At 47.8% G+C, this 18,465-nt stretch carries 14 protein-coding genes and 1 pseudogene; 5 read left to right on the forward strand and 10 right to left on the reverse strand.

The genetic code is table 11. The annotated features are described in order from the left end of the window. Window positions 1-12: 12 nt before the first annotated feature. The 3 genes from LC508_RS10185 to arcC all read left to right on the forward strand — a co-directional run bounded on the left by LC508_RS10185 (window position 13) and on the right by arcC (window position 3,567). Window positions 13-1,278 carry a YgeY family selenium metabolism-linked hydrolase gene (locus LC508_RS10185; RefSeq protein ID WP_334295324.1) on the forward strand — a complete coding sequence of 422 codons (1,266 nt, stop codon included), beginning with the start codon at window positions 13-15 and terminating at the stop codon, window positions 1,276-1,278. Window positions 1,279-1,325: 47 nt separating this feature from the next. Next, window positions 1,326-2,519 (forward strand): knotted carbamoyltransferase YgeW, encoded by a 1,194-nt coding sequence (ygeW, locus tag LC508_RS10190; protein WP_033142944.1) that lies wholly within the window; start codon window positions 1,326-1,328, stop codon window positions 2,517-2,519. A 100-nt stretch (window positions 2,520-2,619) separates the two neighbouring features. Next, complete coding sequence (gene arcC, locus LC508_RS10195) at window positions 2,620-3,567, forward strand: carbamate kinase (RefSeq protein WP_103733042.1); 948 nt, start codon at window positions 2,620-2,622, stop codon at window positions 3,565-3,567. Window positions 3,568-3,701: 134 nt separating this feature from the next. Here the strand turns inward: arcC and LC508_RS10200 are convergent, their stop codons facing one another. The 7 genes and pseudogenes from LC508_RS10200 to LC508_RS10230 all read right to left on the reverse strand — a co-directional run bounded on the left by LC508_RS10200 (window position 3,702) and on the right by LC508_RS10230 (window position 10,324). Continuing rightward, on the reverse strand, window positions 3,702-4,667 hold the full coding sequence (locus tag LC508_RS10200) for a D-2-hydroxyacid dehydrogenase (RefSeq protein ID WP_033142942.1): 966 nt from the start codon (window positions 4,665-4,667) through the stop codon (window positions 3,702-3,704). A 35-nt stretch (window positions 4,668-4,702) separates the two neighbouring features. Continuing rightward, window positions 4,703-5,566 carry a phosphogluconate dehydrogenase C-terminal domain-containing protein gene (locus tag LC508_RS10205; protein ID WP_033142941.1) on the reverse strand — a complete coding sequence of 288 codons (864 nt, stop codon included), beginning with the start codon at window positions 5,564-5,566 and terminating at the stop codon, window positions 4,703-4,705. Window positions 5,567-5,631: 65 nt separating this feature from the next. Next, a complete protein-coding gene (locus tag LC508_RS10210; RefSeq protein ID WP_054352517.1) occupies window positions 5,632-6,564 on the reverse strand; it encodes a transketolase family protein in 933 nt (310 codons plus the stop codon). After that, window positions 6,564-7,385 (reverse strand): transketolase, encoded by an 822-nt coding sequence (locus LC508_RS10215; protein ID WP_033144144.1) that lies wholly within the window; start codon window positions 7,383-7,385, stop codon window positions 6,564-6,566. The genes LC508_RS10210 and LC508_RS10215 overlap by 1 nt, the downstream gene beginning before the upstream one ends. Window positions 7,386-7,427: 42 nt before the next feature. Next, window positions 7,428-8,711, reverse strand: a complete 1,284-nt coding sequence (locus tag LC508_RS10220; RefSeq protein ID WP_207727950.1) for a TRAP transporter large permease — start codon at window positions 8,709-8,711, stop codon at window positions 7,428-7,430. Continuing rightward, window positions 8,708-9,220 carry a TRAP transporter small permease gene (locus tag LC508_RS10225; protein WP_033142599.1) on the reverse strand — a complete coding sequence of 171 codons (513 nt, stop codon included), beginning with the start codon at window positions 9,218-9,220 and terminating at the stop codon, window positions 8,708-8,710. Before LC508_RS10225 ends, LC508_RS10220 begins: the two co-directional genes overlap by 4 nt. 18 nt (window positions 9,221-9,238) lie before the next feature. Beyond that, a pseudogene (locus LC508_RS10230) lies at window positions 9,239-10,324 on the reverse strand (TRAP transporter substrate-binding protein). A 266-nt stretch (window positions 10,325-10,590) separates the two neighbouring features. Here LC508_RS10230 and LC508_RS10235 point away from each other — a divergent pair. Then, entirely contained in the window at window positions 10,591-11,313 is a 723-nt protein-coding gene (locus LC508_RS10235; protein ID WP_103733231.1) for a FadR/GntR family transcriptional regulator, read from the forward strand. An 81-nt stretch (window positions 11,314-11,394) separates the two neighbouring features. Next, window positions 11,395-12,099, forward strand: a complete 705-nt coding sequence (locus LC508_RS10240; RefSeq protein WP_103733232.1) for a FadR/GntR family transcriptional regulator — start codon at window positions 11,395-11,397, stop codon at window positions 12,097-12,099. A 48-nt stretch (window positions 12,100-12,147) separates the two neighbouring features. Here the strand turns inward: LC508_RS10240 and LC508_RS10245 are convergent, their stop codons facing one another. The 3 genes from LC508_RS10245 to LC508_RS10255 are packed head-to-tail and all read right to left on the reverse strand — an operon-like array spanning window position 12,148 to window position 18,428. Beyond that, window positions 12,148-14,346, reverse strand: a complete 2,199-nt coding sequence (locus LC508_RS10245) for a beta-galactosidase (RefSeq protein ID WP_103733036.1) — start codon at window positions 14,344-14,346, stop codon at window positions 12,148-12,150. Window positions 14,347-14,356: 10 nt separating this feature from the next. Then, on the reverse strand, window positions 14,357-16,867 hold the full coding sequence (locus LC508_RS10250; protein WP_118594096.1) for a glycoside hydrolase family 2 protein: 2,511 nt from the start codon (window positions 16,865-16,867) through the stop codon (window positions 14,357-14,359). A gap of 34 nt (window positions 16,868-16,901) precedes the next feature. Continuing rightward, window positions 16,902-18,428, reverse strand: a complete 1,527-nt coding sequence (locus LC508_RS10255; RefSeq protein WP_103732028.1) for a xylulokinase — start codon at window positions 18,426-18,428, stop codon at window positions 16,902-16,904. Between the last annotated feature and the right edge of the window lie 37 nt (window positions 18,429-18,465).

The following is an 18,465-nucleotide window of genomic DNA, read 5'->3' on the forward strand; positions in this document are numbered from 1 at the left end:
TATTGGGAGGATATGATTATGGATTACGGTAAAATCAAAGAAGCAGCACAGGGTTACGAGCAGGCTATGACAAAATTTTTAAGGGACCTGGTAAGGATTCCCGGCGAAAGTGTCGGCGAGGAAGGCCATGTAAAACGAATCGAGCAGGAAATGAACGCCCTGGGATTTGACAAAGTTGTCATTGACCCCATGGGAAACATTTTAGGATATATGGGAAGCGGCAAAACACTCATCGGCTTTGACGCCCACATTGATACCGTTGGCATCGGCAACCGTGACAACTGGGATTTTGATCCCTATGAAGGTTTCGAATCCGATACGGAGATTGGCGGCCGCGGTACCTCTGACCAGCTCGGCGGCATTGTCTCCGCTGTGTACGGCGCCAAGATCATGAAGGATCAGGGACTGTTGGATGACCGCTATACCGTTCTGGTAACAGGAACTGTTCAGGAGGAGGACTGTGACGGTCTGTGCTGGCAGTATATTGTAAACGAAGACAAAGTAAGACCTGAATTCGTAGTTTCCACAGAGCCTACAGACGGCGGCATCTACAGAGGCCAGAGGGGCCGTATGGAAATCCGCATAGATGTGACCGGTGTTTCCTGCCACGGTTCCGCTCCGGAGCGCGGTGACAATGCCATCTACAAAATGGCTGACATCCTCCAGGAAGTGCGCGCCCTCAATGAAAACGACGCTGAGGACTCCACAGAGATCAAAGGTCTTGTAAAAATGCTGGACGAAAAATACAACAAAGAGTGGAAAGAAGCCCGTTTCCTCGGCCGCGGCACAGTGACCACATCCGAAATCTTCTTCACCTCCCCAAGCCGCTGTGCAGTTGCAGACTCCTGTGCTGTCTCTCTTGACCGCCGCATGACTGCAGGTGAGACCTGGGAAAGCTGCCTGGATGAGATCCGTGCCCTTCCGTCCGTGAAGAAATACGGCGCAAAGGTATCCATGTACAACTATGAGCGCCCGTCCTGGACCGGACTTTCCTATCCTACCGAGTGCTACTTCCCCACATGGGTCATTCCCCAGGACCACAAAGTGACAGAGGCTATGGCAGCCGCTTACACAGAGCTGTACGGAGAGCCGCGCATTGACAAATGGACCTTCTCCACCAACGGTGTTTCCATTATGGGCCGTTTCGGCATCCCATGCATCGGCTTTGGCCCGGGCAAGGAAGCTCAGGCGCACGCACCCAATGAGAAGACCTGGAAAGAAGACCTTGTAAGATGTGCTGCCGTGTACGCTGCACTCCCCTCTGAATACTGCAGATAACTGCTGCCGAATCATTTGAATTTATATAAAGAAAGGATATCCATACCATGAAAACATTACAGGATTATATTGATAAATTAAACAAACTGAACTTCAAAGAAATGTACGAAAACGACTTCTTCCTCACCTGGGAGAAGACAGATGATGAGCTGGAAGCTGTATTTACCCTGGCAGATGCCCTTCGTTTCATGCGCCAGAACAACATCTCCACAAAAGTATTCGAGAGCGGCCTCGGCATCTCCCTGTTCCGTGACAACTCCACCCGTACACGTTTCTCCTTTGCTTCCGCCTGCAACCTGCTGGGCCTGGAAGTACAGGACCTGGACGAGGGCAAATCCCAGATCGCACACGGGGAAACGGTCCGCGAGACAGCCAACATGATCTCCTTTATGGCTGATGTGATCGGTATCCGTGATGATATGTATATCGGAAAAGGAAATGCTTACATGCATCAGGTTTCTGATTCTGTCAAAGAGGGCTACGAGGACGGCATTCTGGAGCAGCGCCCCACACTTGTAAACCTGCAGTGCGATATTGACCATCCTACCCAGTGTATGGCTGATATGCTCCACATCATCCACGAGTTCGGCGGAGTGGAGAACTTAAAAGGCAAAAAGCTTGCCATGACATGGGCTTATTCTCCGTCCTACGGCAAACCCCTGTCTGTTCCCCAGGGTGTGATCGGCCTGATGACACGTTTCGGCATGGACGTGGTTCTGGCGCATCCGGAAGGATACGAGGTTATGCCGGAAGTTGAGGAAGTGGCTAAGAAGAACGCAGAAAAGACAGGCGGCAGCTTCAAGCGCACCAACAGCATGGAAGAAGCATTCAAAGACGCAGACATCGTATATCCCAAGAGCTGGGCACCATTTGCAGCTATGGAAGAGAGAACCGACTTATACGGAAAAGGTGACTTTGAAGGAATTGATAAATTGGAAAAAGAACTTCTGGCACAGAATGCACAGCACAAAGACTGGGCATGCACAGAGGAACTGATGAAGACCACAAAGGACGGCAAGGCCCTCTATCTGCACTGCCTGCCTGCTGATATCACAGGCTTAAGCTGTGAATCCGGTGAGGTGGATGCCTCTGTATTTGACCGCTACCGCACACCGCTTTACAAGGAAGCCAGCTTCAAGCCATACATCATTGCAGCCATGATCATGCTCAGCAAATTTGATGACCCGGCAGAAGTTTTAAAGAAACTGGAAGAACGCGACCAGCCGCGTAAATTCAAATAAAACAGGTCACTCTGAAAGAAACCGGGACGGGGTCAGGACACCATTACCCTGTCCCTTTCTCTTTTCAAAATGTCAATTGTAAGAACAGGGGGTTTTTACTATGCAGAAACAAAAAATCGTTATCGCTCTGGGCGGCAATGCCCTGGGCAATACCCTTCCGGAACAGATGGCGGCTGTGAAAGTGACAGCCAAAGCCATTGTAGACCTGATCGAGGAGGGCCACCAGGTCATTATCACACACGGCAACGGCCCTCAGGTGGGTATGATCAACAATGCCATGGCTGCCCTTTCAAGGGAAGACGCAGCACAGCCCAACACTCCGCTTTCGGTCTGTGTTGCCATGAGCCAGGCTTATATCGGATATGATCTGCAGAATGCGCTCCGGGAAGAACTGCTGAACCGGGGTATTGACAACATTCCCGTATCCACCATGGTCACACAGGTACGTGTCAATGAAGATGATTCGGCATTTTCCTCTCCCTCCAAGCCGATCGGAAAGTTTTTGGGCGAGGAGGAGGCAAAGGTCATTGCCGAAAAATACGGCCACATCATGCGTGAGGATGCAGGCAGAGGCTGGCGCCGCTTCGTCGCCTCCCCGAAACCTCAGGAGATCGTGGAGATCGGCGCGATCCGCTCCCTGGTGGACTCCGGTGAAGTTGTCATAGCCTGCGGCGGCGGCGGGATCCCCGTGACGCTGAAGGGAAACCACTTAAAAGGCGCCAGCGCAGTGATCGACAAGGACTTTGCAAGCTGCCTGCTGGCTAAGGAACTGGATGCTGACTATCTCATCATCCTTACAGCCGTGGAAAAAGTAGCCATCAATTTCGGCAAAGAGGATGAGACCTGGCTATCCGCTGTCTCCACCTCTGAGGCCAGGAAATATGCCCGGGAGGGACAGTTTGCCCCCGGCTCCATGCTTCCCAAGGTGGAAGCAGCCATTGACTTCGCTTCCTCGAAGCCGGGGAGAAAAGCTCTGATCACTCTGCTTCAGAAAGCAAAAGACGGAATTGAAGGCAGAACAGGAACTGTCATCTGCGACAGACTGTGACTGCAGATAAAAACACCCGGAAGGCTCATTTCTCCGCTTTGTGCCTGCCGGGTGTTTTTTTACAGACATCCCCGGACATGGCAGTACCCGGGGATGTTATCGGAATCACTTTATTAGGTTGATATTTCTGAAATTTATTTATTTACCACATTTATGGGATGACCCTCCACAAATGCTTTCAGGTCCTCCACTGCAATATCCATGAGCCTCTGTCTGGATTCTCTCGGCGCCCAGGAAATATGCGGTGTAATGATACAATTCTTTGCCTTAAGCAGCGGGTTGTCCCCTCTGATGGGTTCAGTGGATACCACATCCAAACCGGCACCGGCAACTTTACCGCTGTTCAGCGCATCTTTTAGATCCTCTTCCACGATCAGCGGCCCTCTGGAATTATTGATAATGATCACGCCGTCTTTCATCCTTGCGATACTCTCCTTGTTCACCAGCCCCTGTGTGGAGGGAAACAGAGGGCAGTGCAGGGCGATCACGTCCGACCTGGCAAATAACTCGTCCCTGGTCACATATTCCGCAATCTCTCTCCCGCTGTCATTCGGGTATTCATCATTGGCAATGACCTTCATTCCAAGAGCCTTGGCAATACGCCCTGTTGCCTGTCCGATTCTTCCGAATCCCACGATACCCATGGTCTTGTCAGCCAGCTCGATCAGCGGATAATCCCAGAAGCACCAGTCAGGATTATTTTCCCATCTGCCCTCATGGACAGCTTTGTCATGATGACCGATGTGATGGCAGATTTCCAGCAGCAGGGCAATGGCAAACTGTCCCACAGCCGCTGTACCATAGGTTGGAATGTTGCACACCGGAATGCCTCTCTCCTTTGCCGTTTCCACATCTACCACATTGTATCCTGTGGCAAGGACTCCCACATACCTGATATTTCTGCAGGCATCAAACACTTCCCTGGGAAGCGGTGTTTTATTGGTTATAACAGCCTCCGCATCACCGATCCTGTCTATGACCTCCTGCATATCCGTAAGGGATGTGCGGTCATAAACCGTCAGTTCCCCCAGTGCCTCCATATCTTTCCAGGATAAATCTCCCGGATTTTCCGTATAACCGTCCAAAACAACAATTTTCATACTCATTTCTTCCTTTCCAAAAAAGCTTCTTTGTGTCAGATCTGTGGATTCTCCGGATGCAGCATGGTGGCAATGACCTTATCCAGCACTTCATCTTTCCAGATATCTTTCCAGTTTTCCCTCATGACCAGACGGTTCCCCAGTCCGATCGCCACTTTGCAGGCATCTGAAACCGGCGGATTTCCGGGAATATATCCCAGGAAGTTTGCGGACAGATTATAAATATGGCCTGTCAGGAAGGAGACTGCTGCCTCCTTGGGTATTCCCCTCTTCACTGCTTCCTCCACGGTCTCCGCCATGGCATACAGACAGGTGGCTCCCAAAAGCTCCACAAGGGTTGGCTCCAAAAATGCGATCTGCTCTGAGGACATGACATATGCATGCTCCACAGGGGCATACATCTGTTTTGCCACCTCCACACACTGGGCAAAACGGTCATCATCGCCCTGGATCTTAGACATGACAATGTCCTGTTTTCCGCCCATTCCGCCAAAGCGGTCCTGGCGCGCCTCAAAGGTATCCTGATCCAGGAAATAGGACGGGTGGCAGGGATGAGCCACACCAAAGGTGCAGTCTTCTCTCAGGGTCAGTTCTCTTGCAACCGCTGCTGCAGGGTCCAGGATAATGAATCCGGTTCCCGGTTTTAACTGTGGCACATAAACAGCGGAGAGTTTGCCGATCAGAGTATCCGGCACAGCAAATACCACCACATCAGCCTTTGCCAGGGCCTCCTCCACAGGAACAGGCTCAAATCCCCTTTCTTTGATGCTCTTAATTCCCGCGTCCGTGGCTTCCACCAGAAGCAGCTCAAATTCTTCCGGTTTCTTTGCCAAATTGTTGCTTGTCCTTGTTCCCATTTTACCGCCTGCACCGATTACACTAACTACGATTTTACTCATTTTATTTTCCTCTTTTCCAATTCCTATATTCTGTCTTTCATTCCTGTCCGGAACGATCCTGCCTGTTACAGATTTTCTTTTACTGTCTTTGCAATGTTCTCGGGAGAGAATCCATAGGCATCAGCCAGCTCTTTTGCAGGGCCGGATTCCCCGAAAGTGGTTAGACCTATGCGTTTTACGAATTTCGGCGCGTTCTCTGCTGAAAGCCTGCTTATGTATGCACCCAGACCGCCGTTAATATTGTGGTCCTCCACTGTCACGATCCTCTCCGCTTTCCTGATAGCCTCAATGATCTTCTCCGGATTCTTTCCATATAAGATGTTAATATCCCCAACCGTTACATTTACACCCTGCTCTTTTAACAGATCCGCTGCTGCCAGGACACGGTCCAGAACAAATCCGCTGGATAACAGAAGTGTGTCATTTCCGTATTCTCTTAAGACAGTAATGCCGTCCGAAGAGAAGGGTGCGTCTTTTTCATACACATTTGCCTCTCTTCCGCTGCCTGCCCTTACATATACAGGTCCATTGATCTTAGCTGCCATCTGTACTGCTTTGTATGTCTGGTAACCGTCTGCCGGAGTCAGGATCGTGTAATTGGGAATGTTGGAAAGGATCCCCAGGTCTTCATAGAACTGATGGGTAACCCCCTCTCTCTCTCCTCCCAAAAGTCCGGAATTGATGCCCACAAACTTTACGTTCAGATTCGGATACGCAACAAAGGTGCGCATCTGCTCACAGGCACGCATGGTCATAAACCCTGCATATGTACCTACAAAAGGGGTCAATCCTGCCGCCGCCAGACCTGCTGCGGTGTCCACTGCATTCTGCTCTGATATTCCCACTTCCACATACTGCTCAGGATACAGCTCTGCAAATTTTGTTGCACGCATCGCTTTTAATGAGTCGGGTGAAACAAACATGATCTTGTCGTCATTTGCTGCCAGATCTATAAGCGCCGCAGCAAAGGCCTCCCGCGTTCCCTTGAATTCTGCCATTATTCTGCACCTCCTAATTCTTTTACTGCCTGCTGATACTGTTCCTCTGTGGGAACTCCCTTGTGCCATGCGTTATCATTTTCCATAAAGGAGAGTCCTTTTCCCTTCACACAGTCGCATACAATGACACTTGGTTTTCCCTTTGTCTCTTTTGCTTTTGCAATGGCCGCTTTGATCGCGTCCGCGTCGTGGCCGTCAATCTCCTGGGCATCCCACTGGAACGCCTCAAAACGCTCTTTTATATTGTTGGAGCCAATGGTCTCCTGTACAGAAGCACCGCTCTGCCATCCGTTCTTGTCCACGAATACGATCAGGTTATCAAGCTTGTGGGCTGCTGCGGAATTGATTCCTTCCCAGCACACACCCTCCTGAAGCTCACCGTCCCCGGCGATCACATACACATTGTAGTCTTTCCTTCTGTATTTTCCCGCCAGTGCCATACCTCCGGCGATGGAAATACCGTTCCCCAGGGAGCCGGATGTCATATCCACACCTTTTGTCTTGTTCATGACCGGATGCCCCTGGAATTTACTTCCCAGTGCTCTCAGCTTAAAGTCCTCAATTTTCTCTCCGAAATAACCTCTCTCAGATAATGCCGCATAGTAAATAGGGCATGCATGGCCTTTTGACAGGATAAAACGGTCTCTGTCCTCCCAGTCGGGGTTGGCAGGATCTATTCTCATCTCATCGAAGAAGAGGACTGCCATAATGTCCGCTATTGACAGTGCCGGGCCCGGATGTCCGTCCTTTCCTTTATAGACCATATCCACGGCTGTCATCCGAAGATGATCTGCCACCTGTTTCAATTCTGCGCTGTTCATACGAAAACCTCCTTGAATTTTTATATATTTTATCAGTTACTATCAAACTCCCATAATACCCGGAAGCCAGGTGATAATTGCCGGAATGAAGGTCATTACCAGCAGTGTTGCCACTTCAATGCACAGGTAGGGAATAATCCGTTTACTGATCTTCCCTATACTGGTATTGGCTATACCCGAAGCGACAAACAGGTTCACTGCCATCGGCGGTGTGATCATACCGATGGAGGTATTGATAATAATGATGATACCTAAAGCGACTGGTGATAATCCCAGGGAAGCTGCAATGGGCAGCAGAATCGGGGTTACCAGCAGAATGATGGACTGTGTCTCCAGGAAACATCCCAAAAACAGCAGGATCACATTGATCATCAGCAGCAGTGCCACCTTATTGGTAAACAGGCCCAGTACGCTGGACGCGATAAAAGTGGGGATATTCTGGTTCGTCATAAACCAGGCAAAGGGTGCTGACATGCTGACCACAAACAATACCACCGCTGAACTCACGGTAGATTTACGGAAAATCTCGTAGATATCCTTTAATGTCAGTTCTTTATATACAAATACACTGATGATAAAAGCATACACACAGGCAACCGCCGCGGATTCCGTAGGTGTAAATAAACCGCCGTAAATGCCTCCCAGAATGATCACAGGCATAAAAATGGCGAGGAGCGCCTCTTTAAAAGAGTGAGCAAAGGCTTTTAAAGTAACCTTGCCATTCTCTGCGGCGTCGTATTTTTTACAGATCACAATATTGGTTGCGATCAGCACTGCCGCAAGCAAAAGCCCCGGAATGACACCTGCCATGAACATGGTTCCCACAGATACGGATGCTGTCACCGCATAGGTTACCATAGGAATACTGGGCGGAATGACAACTCCCAGTGTTCCGCCGGATGCTGCAACGGCTGCAGCCACATCTTCCGGGTACCCCTTCTGCTTCATCCTCGGAACTGTGATACCGCCGATGGCAGCGACTGTTGCCGGATTGGAACCGGAGATGGCACCAAAGAACGCGGAGGCCACGACTGTGATACAGGACAGACGCCCGGGTATTCTTCTCATCAGTATTTCAATAAAATCTATGAGCCGTTTGGAAATGCCTCCCTTTTCCATAATGTTTCCGGCCAGTATAAAGAAGGGAACAGCCATCAGAGTAAAATTATCCGCCTGGGTAAACATTCTCTGGGCAACTGCAGGGAGCAGATTCAGGTTCCCGCTGGCTACGATCGCCACGCACACGGCTATTCCCAGGCAGATGGCAATGGGGACTCCCAGAAACAGCATGACAAATAAAACTCCGAACAACATTCCTATAATCATTTTTTCTCTTCCTCCTTCTGCCCGATCTCTTCTGGTTTTTCTTTTCCCGTGACCTTCTCAAATGTATGCCATGCGTAGCAGAGAGCCATAAGGATCAATCCCAGAGGAATGGAGAGATACATGATCCACATAGGCCACCGAAGGCTCGGCGTCACCTGCCCGCTTGCCATCTGTTTCTGCAGAATGGTCACTCCATAATAGGAAGCGAAGATACTGAACGCAACCACCAGGACAGAGTCCAGCACATAAATGATTTTCAGCACTGTCCCGGAGCAGAACAACTCCAGGGCCTCCACGCAGAAATGTTCCCCATTGCATGCCGCAACACCGATTCCGAGAAAAATCACCCATATCATACAGTACCTTGCCAGCTCTTCTGCCCATGGGATCACAAACAAACCGGTGAAACGTGCCACTGTGGCAATAAATATAACTGCGCACATAATAACCATTAACACTACCAGAAGTATTTCTTCCGCTTTCTTTAGTCCGTTAAATAGCTTTTCCAAAATGTCCACTCCTTCTGTTTAGTTAGATGACTGAATTTTCTCTACCAGCTCCTTGTTCAGCTTCAGGCTGTCCAACTGGTCATAAACCGCATCCGCTGCACTCTTCCACACTTCTTTATCCACTTCTGTCACCGTAACGCCTGCTTCTTTCATGTTTTCAATTGCTTCTTTATTATAGCTGCTGCTGTATTCCCTCTGATAATCCTTTGCCTCCTCTGCTGCTTTGTCGAAAGCTTCCTTCTGTGCATCCGTAAACCCATCGTAGGTACTCTGGGCGATCATCAGCACACAGGGGGAATAGAAAATATCAATCATGGAAACGTATTTCTGCACTTCATACACCTTGGCGGATTCTATGATGGCAATGGGGTTTTCCTGTCCGTCCACGGTTCCCTGCTGAAGCGCTGTGAAGATCTCACTCCATGCCATTGGTGTTGCTGTGGCACCCAATGTCTGGTAGGTTGCCATATGTACGCTGTTTTCCATGGTACGGATCTTCATTCCTTTTAAGTCTTCCGGTGTTTTGATCTCCTTTTTGTCGTTGGTCACCTCACGGAAACCATTCTCCCAGAAGCCAACGCCCCTGATTCCCTGGCTCTCCAGCTACCCCAGAAGGGAAGTTCCGATTTCACCGTCCAATACTTCATAGGCATGTTGTTCATCTTCAAATAAGTAAGGGAGGTCCAGCACCGCAAAGTCAGAGACAAAGTTCGGTATGGGTCCTGTGGATATGAGGCACATCTCCTGTACTCCCATCCCCACATTTTCCATCATGTCTCTTTCATTTCCCAACTGGGAGTTTGGATAGATATCAAGTGTCATCTCACCGTCGCTGTACTCCTCCAACAGCTTCTGCATTTCCTGCAGACCTTTCACATAATGACCTTCGGGAGCTGTGGTGGTTCCCACCTTCAGGCGCAGTGTGGCGCTGTCCGCCCCAAGCATGGTGTCTTCACTTTTCGTCCCGCTGTCGGATGTACTTTTGGAGGACTGCGTCACAGAGGCATCTGCGTTTCCTCCTCCGCCGTTATTTCCACATGCAGTCATAACGCCTGCCAATGTTACAGTCAGAATTGCTGCTAAGATCTTGTTTTTCATGTCCATTCTCCTTTTCTCTCATTTCATTTGTCGTTCGTTAACCATCTGATGTTTTATGTATATCATTTATCGACTGATTTGTCAATGAATTTTCCAAACTTTTTTTCTATTATATGTGTATTTTGTTAAATATAAATAAATTACCCATGGAAATCTTATGCATAATATCTTATATCTAATATTTGACGTATGATGATTCCCCATGATAAGATAGTTACAACAACTAAACATTTTTGACTTTTGAGAATAATAATAGATTCGGAGGTGAATATTTGAGTAATTTATTTGAAGCAAGCAAACGGGAATCCGCTGTCGATCTGGTTGTAAACAGTATTAAACAGCTCTTAATGGAAAGGACCTTAAAACCAGGCGATAAACTTCCCAGTGAATTGGAGATATCCGAAGAACTGCGGGTGAGCCGCGGGTCCGTCCGGGAGGCGATGAAGATTCTTTCTGCTTTCGGACTGGTGGATATCCGGGTGGGCAACGGTACTTATGTCTGTGAAACACCGGGAAATACCACTATGGATTCCCTTCTGTTCAGTTTCTTTATCTCCAATCCGCAGATTGATGACCTCTATGAGTTCCGACATATCTTTGAAAACGATATTCTTACTATGATTCTGGAACACTACGATGACAATGGAAAAGAGAGAAAAGCGCTCCGTGATAATCTGGAGCAGTTAGAGCGCCTGATGGCCAACAGCGCATCCGACAAAAAGCTGTCAGAAAACGACCTGGAATTCCACAGAATTTTAGGCCAGGCATCCAAAAATCTCCTGGCTGAACGGGTTTATAATTTTATCATAGACTTTATGGAACCCTCCATTGCTGCCACCCATAAGGGCCGCAGCGGAGAGATTGTCTATGAAATTCATCGCGATATTGTGGATTTGATCGAATCAAAAGACGCGGGCAGAATTGATGAAGCCATCACAAAATCCGTAGATACCTGGTCCATACTCCAGCCTTCCCTGAATCCATGGGGAGAATAAGGATTTCCGCCATTTGTTTGACGTATTATGTTTTTTTTGATAGAATAACTATAATTAACAACGATCGGGGTGGAATACATTATGAGTAATTTGTTTGAGGCCAGCAAGCGTGAATCTGCTGTAGATATTGTAGTGAACAGTATCAAGCAGTTATTGATGGAAAGGCGTCTGAAACCGGGGGATAAACTCCCCAATGAACTGGAAATTTCCGAAGGATTAGGTGTCAGCCGAGGTTCCGTAAGGGAAGCCATGAAAATCCTGTCAGCCTTCGGGCTGGTGGACATCCGGGTGGGTAACGGCACTTATGTCTGTGAAACACCGGGAAATGAGCTGATTGACTCTCTTCTGTTCAGCTTTTTTGTGTCCAATCCTGACATCTCCAATCTCTATGAATTCCGGAAAATATTCGAGACCGATATTCTTGAATTGATTCTGGAGCACTATGACGAGAATGCCGCAGAACGCAAAAAGCTTGCAAAAAACCTGGAAGAGTTAAAAGCGCTGATCGACAGCGGTGCTCCCCAGTCTAAAATAACAGAAAATGATCTGGATTTTCACCGCCTTTTAGGACTTGCCTGCCATAACCAGATTGCTGCCAGGATTTATGCTTTTGTCATGGATTTTATGCAGGCTTCTATCACCAATACCCACAAGCATCAGAATGGGGAGTATGTGTACAATACCCATATGGCGGTTTATGAGGTCATTGAGAAAAGGGATCACACCAGGATTGATGAAGTTGTGGACAGGACGGTGGAGGTTTGGTTTAAACTTCAGGACGCCTGATCAAAAGAGCCATCCGGCTTAAAAGCGGACGGCTCTTTTTCATTTTTCTTATTTTTTCCTGCAATAGAGGATCTTTACTTCCTGTGGTTCCAGATGAAATGTCTGACTCAGCACATTTTCCGAACCCCATTTCTGTTCTGTGACTATATCGGTCACCTCTGCGTCCCATCCCAGGTTTAAGCCAAGGCTGACGCCTATGTGCTCTGCTTCATGGTTGATCACAAAGACAAACTTATCGTTTTCCCGCTCCAAAATACGAACTTCCACATTCTGTTCTTCTCTGGGCCCGCTTAGAAGTATCTGAGAATGGTATTCTGCCATATCGAGCGCTTTCTTAAACAATCTGTTTGTATCTGCCGAATAGTTCCACATGGCGTTTGCAAAAAACAGTGTTCCAAGATAAACGGTCTTTCCTTTGCCGTATGTACTCTTTGTCATAACCGGAAGCCCGTCATCAAGTGTTGCCACTGCCTCTGCATTGTCATGGAGAACCAGTTTTTCTGCAATCACCTTTGCCGTATGCTCATACCGTCTGCCATCCAGAATAATATCTTCTTCATTGATGGTTCTGTAGTCACTCCTTACATGCAGTCCAAACACCTGGTCAAGACCTCCTGCAGGACATACCTCCGCTCCCCATCCTTTGTCTGTAAAATATCCGCACAGGCCGTCGCTGATCACTTTTCCACCATTGCGCACATATCCTTCAATAGCCTTTGCCATCTCAGAGGACAAATTGATACTGTAGGGCAGCAGCAGAAGCTGATATTTTTCAAGTTCTCCCTTAAGAACCTGCTCCCTGCTCACAAAATCCGGCTGTATCTGGTTCTGCATACATAATTTATACGCTCCCATTAAGGAGAGGGAATCTTTATAAAATCTGTTCTGCTTCCGAATCATACAGCTTCCTGACAATCCCAGAGAGATAAGGCCCTCTGTGAAGATACTGTCCAGATTATACAGAATGGCAGCCTGACTTTTTGGTGCCATTGCCTCAGCGATCTGCTCTTTATATGGCGAAAAGACCTGATTAAACTCTTTCAGCGCCTGGCATCTCTCTGTTGGCTCCCCATTTCTCTCCGTAAATCCCAGGGAGATAGTTTCCACAGTGGAAAGCTCAGGCCTCCATCCCCAAAAGAGAATCCCCTTTGCCCCCCTGGCGATCTGTCCCCAGGTCTGCCGCTTGATCTCCTGCCCGGTGATCGGAATTGAAAAACAGAAACTGTCCTCTGTTCTCTCCCCTATAAAAACATACATGGGGCCTGCCCCGGTTCCGGTCTCTCCGATCCAGTATGGTCCATTGTTCCCGGCACTTCTCAGCAGATCGCAGACAAAGGCTGTAATTTCCGGATTGATGAAATCATACATGGAGCTTCCAAGCATGTCGGTAGTCTCCGCAAGTTTGTAATGGTCATTGGATGTGACCACCGGATGCCCTGTCTCATATATGGCTGTATGTACCACGGTACACCTGTTCTCATCATACTTTTTAACCGTATCACTTAAAAATTTCATAGCATCCGCCTGAGCATCCGAGCGGAAATATTTCCAGTCCAGCCAATCCGTATAGATTCCCACAGAGCGCGGCGGCTCTACCTGTGCCCAGTTCTGATACTGTCTCGTCCAGGTTTCATTCAGTTTTTCCAGAGTTTTGTACTTATCTTTCAGCCATGTCCTGAACTTTTCTTTTGAATGTTCACAATAGCAGTATACCAGCTCTCTCCATTCATTTTGGTAATACTGCTGGGAAGGCTCTTCTGTCGGTTCATGGAATACATCAAAAGCTGCAATATTTTCATTTCCCTTATAATACTCTGTAAATGCCCTGATAAAATTCTCGATGGTTTCCCGATGCGGTTCACTGTCCAGACACAATCCCGGCCATCCGCCTGTTGCAGCATCTGCCTGCTGATGGGGTGTCCAAATAGATCCGGCTGCTGATACATATCTGCTGTCAGGATGTTTTTCATAGACCCACTCAGGAGTACATACCAGATATAAGGTAAAAATCACCTGTAGTCCATGTTTCACCGCAGTTTCCAAAATCGCATCATAATATGAAAAATCAAATTCCCCTTCTGATGGCTCAATCGTTCCCCAGGTAGCATGAACCCTTACCGTGTCCATGCCACAGTCCTTCATATTCCGGAAGTCATACTCCCAGTTTCGGCTGCTTCTGTCCCGGTAAGCGGAATACTTGGTTCCAATTGGAAACAGCATTTTAAGTTTATCTGTCTGATTCATCATCTTTCCCCCTTTACCTTACCTGCCCAAATCGGAGTTCCTGTCCATTCGGGTTTTCTACCAGGATTTCCCTGCTTTCACCCGGAAGTATATCAAAGTAGTTGTCTGAACATGAATAATTTCCCTTTACATACGCTCCGTGTATATAGCCTCTGCTTGTTAGTGTGACATGCGTACAGCGCCCGATTTGTTTTGTCTGTACTATTTCGATCTGACTTTTTTCAAACTCCAGATTACGCATATCATCCATTCTCAGACATACGCTGTCCTCCACACCTCTGGATGCCAAAAACATAATACTGCCTTTCCTGTAATCCTCCACCGGAAGTTTTTCCCGCAGTACACACTGCCTGGAGGCTGCCGGAAGCTTAAAGACAACCGTGCGGAGTTTCCTGATGCTTCCGTCAAAAGAAACATATCCCAGTTCACCTTCTGCTTCTGCACAGGTATTGCTGTCATTAAGTCCCCATACCACCAGTTCGCCTTTATCGCAGCGCATGATCAATTTAACCGGAGCAAGCGCCCTCTTCACTGCATAATAAGAAATTTTTCTTCTCAGATAATAATCAACTATCGTCCATCCAGTCTCTCCCCAGGTATCGTTATACATCCAGAATAAAGCCCCGTAACAATCCATTCGTGCCCGTATGGCCTCCAGAGAATAGCCGAGAACCAGAGCCTGGAACATTCCTCCATAGAGAACATATTCCTCCATTTCCAGTTTTTCCGGATCATCCAGATAATGCTTCCGGATACCTGCATATACACTGTCCTTCTCAAAGACATTGCAGTGCATTTCCCATGCTCTGCCAGTTCTTTCATATTCATTCGTTCCCATATATTCCTGTATGGATTCCACACAGCATGGACCGACACAACCATATTCGCTCACAAATCTGGAACGTACTTCATCGTACAAAACCGGCTCTATCCGTTCTTCCATATCCTTACTCATAAACCCATTATGCCATCTGTGCACATCCCCGCAGGAATCATCATTTGGCAGTTTTCCCCCGTACGGTGAGCTGTTCCAATAAGGGATATCCGGACAGTTTGCATGTATGATCTTTTTTGCCAATACATTGGCGATATATAACCCCAATGGCTTTTCCCTGGTAAAATCCACCTGCCACTGCGGATTATCCTGGGGATTAAAAAGCCAGTGATTCTCATTGCTGCCGCAGAACAATGCCATACAGGCATGACTGCCAAGCCGTCTGGTCTGGTATTCCAGCTCCTTTGCGGCTTCTGCGCGGAACCATTCCAGATGGTCCGGATATGTGGCACAGGCGAACATAAAGTCCTGCCATATCAAAATGCCCTTTTGATCACAGAGCTGATAGAAATATTCTCTCTCATATAACCCTCCGCCCCAGATACGCAGCATATTAAAATTAGCATTCACCGCCTCCTCCAAAAGCTTTTCTATCTTCCGGTCCGTCACTCTTGCATAAATAGAATCATTTGGAATCCAGTCCCCGCCTCTGCAAAAGACAGGAACATCGTTTACATAGAACTGAAACTTTCTGTTCTCCCCTTCCAGGGGAGATGTGTCCAGTCTCAGTGAACGAATGCCATATGTGATCTCCCTGTGTTCTTTTATATCATGATCCAGCACCATATCTACTGCAATCCTGTATAATGGCTGTTCACCATATCCATTCGGCCACCACAGCATGGGATGATCTATTTCCAAATCCACACAAAAATAATTAGTACCGGAGGTCAACAGCTGATTTTTCAATACAGATACCGCACAGACCTGCTCTTCGTAAGAAACGCTCACCTGTAAATCGCAGCTCTGTGTGGAGATCATCGGCAGACTTTCCACCTCTGCCGTCACTGTCAGAAATGCTTTTTCCCCCTGCAGCCGATTCCTTATCTCTACATTTCTGATCACCGCTTTTTCACTGCATTGAAGATATACATCTCCCACAATCCCACAGGTGACAACCCGCGGTCCCCAGTCCCATCCTACTGTGTACTGAGGTCTGCGCACAAAAGCCCTGCGGTAATCACTTCTGTATTTTCCTCCATTGTCATCTTCCCGGCATACTGCCCAGTTAATCTGTGAGAGCTGTTCATCTGTAACCTCCTCAAGCCCTGTGGTTACCCGCACTGCAATCTCATTTTTCCCTTCTCTCAGCATATGCCCGGCCGGACAGACAAATGGATAATGCACACTTCTATGGCTGCCTGCATACTGCCCATTTATAAAAATATCACTCTTTGTGTCTAAAGCTTCCATAACAAGCTCGATCGTCTTTCCTGATAAATCAGGCAGATCAAACTCTTTCAAAAACCACCATGCACGCTTTTCCACCCACTCCGACTCCAGACAGTGGTCTGCCACTACCGGATCTTTGATGATTCCCTTTTCGATCAGCGGCATTCTGACATCTGCAGGTATATCACATGTAAGCCACCCATCCTGATATAATTTAACTTCTGCCAGCTTTTCCTTTTCCCAGCAAAGGGGAGAATCATGCAGTTTCCATCCCCGATTCAGATTTATTTTCTCCATAGTTTACCCTCACGTGTAACTTGTTCCGTATTCATCACGAACATTTCTCAAGTTTCCTATAAAACGACGGCAGTTCCTGCATAAATGATTTATACAGCTGCTTTCTGTCCTTATACAATCTATAATTTGCCGCAGATGGCTCATATACTTTGGAAACTGCCGCATATTTCTCCGCAGTTTCTTCCAGACTGTCAAACAGCCCCACTGCATTACCTGCGAGTATACACGCACCCCACATGGATACATCTCCTCTGTTCATGGTACAGTGATTTTTCCCTGTAATGTCAGCAGCCATTTCCGGCCACAGGACAGACTTCGCCCCTCCGCCGATCATCTTAACTGTATCCCACGTATATTCCGGATACAGACAATCCACACGTTCCAGTGCAAGGGAAAAATCATAAGAAAAACTCTCCAGAAGTGCACGGTAGAAATGTCCTGCGTCATGACTCCAGTCAAATCCCATAAAAAGCCCTTTCAGCTCTTCGATCAAAGGCATGGAACTGCCGCCCAGAAGTCCCAGGGCCATCATACCGTCACATCCGGCCGGGACCAGTTTCGCCTCTCTGTCAATTCTGCTGAAGGCGTCTTTTAATGACTCCTCTTTTCTGATAAAATGATTTACAAACCAATCCAGTGTAATACCTGAACCGGCAATAAAATGCGTTGCGTAATATTTACCCGGTACCGCTGCCGCCAGTACATCCAGGCGCTTTTCCTGCAAATCCGGTCTGTATTCTTCCACGCAGCAGCTTATTTCCCCGTACGATGACGCCTCAAATACAATATCTCCCGCCTTTACGTTAGCCGCTCCCAGACATCCTGCCACTTTGTCCCCCGCTCCGGAGACAAGAGGAATTCCACTCTTTAATCCGACTATCTCTGCTGCCTGCCCGCTCAGATATCCGCAGATCGTATTGGATTTCACCATTTTAGGCAGATATGATTCCTTCAGCCCAATACTGCCGCAGATCTCCTTTGACCAGGCATCGTTTCTGATATCTGCAAGTCCGGTCCAGGCTGCATAGGAGCGGTCCATCACAGCTTCATCCATTCCAAGATTCCCCAGTCTGCCAATCACATAGCCGCTGATCATCACATACTTTTCTATTTTTTTAGAGAGTTCCGGGTATTCTGCAGCGAACCATTCATATTTGGGAGCCATCTGCGGAAAATTCGTCCCGCTGATTTCCAGAAATTCATTTTTCAGCTCCTGCATCTGTCTTTTCGCATATGGCATATACCGGGAATCCAGTGAACAGGACCATGTGGTAATATCCTCCCAGTCTTTTCCCACTCCCATAAATCCTGACATCTGTCCGGTAAACGCAATAGCTGCAATATCCTGCGCCCGTTCTCCGAGCTTTTGTGAAACCTTTTTCATGCAGTTAAGCACCGATGAATACAGTTCATCACCTCTCTGAATAAATACACCCGGTGACGGCCTTTCATCTTTCACCGGCTCCATGGCCTCTTCCACACACCGGCTCTGCGTATCATATACACCGCACTTAATAAAACTGGTCCCCAAATCCACCGCCATAAGTAAATACCTGTCCAATTCTAATCCCCCTTACAGCATTTTTCTGCCGCAGCAG

The organism is Blautia parvula (assembly GCF_020215665.1).
Lineage (GTDB): Bacteria > Bacillota > Clostridia > Lachnospirales > Lachnospiraceae > Blautia > Blautia celeris.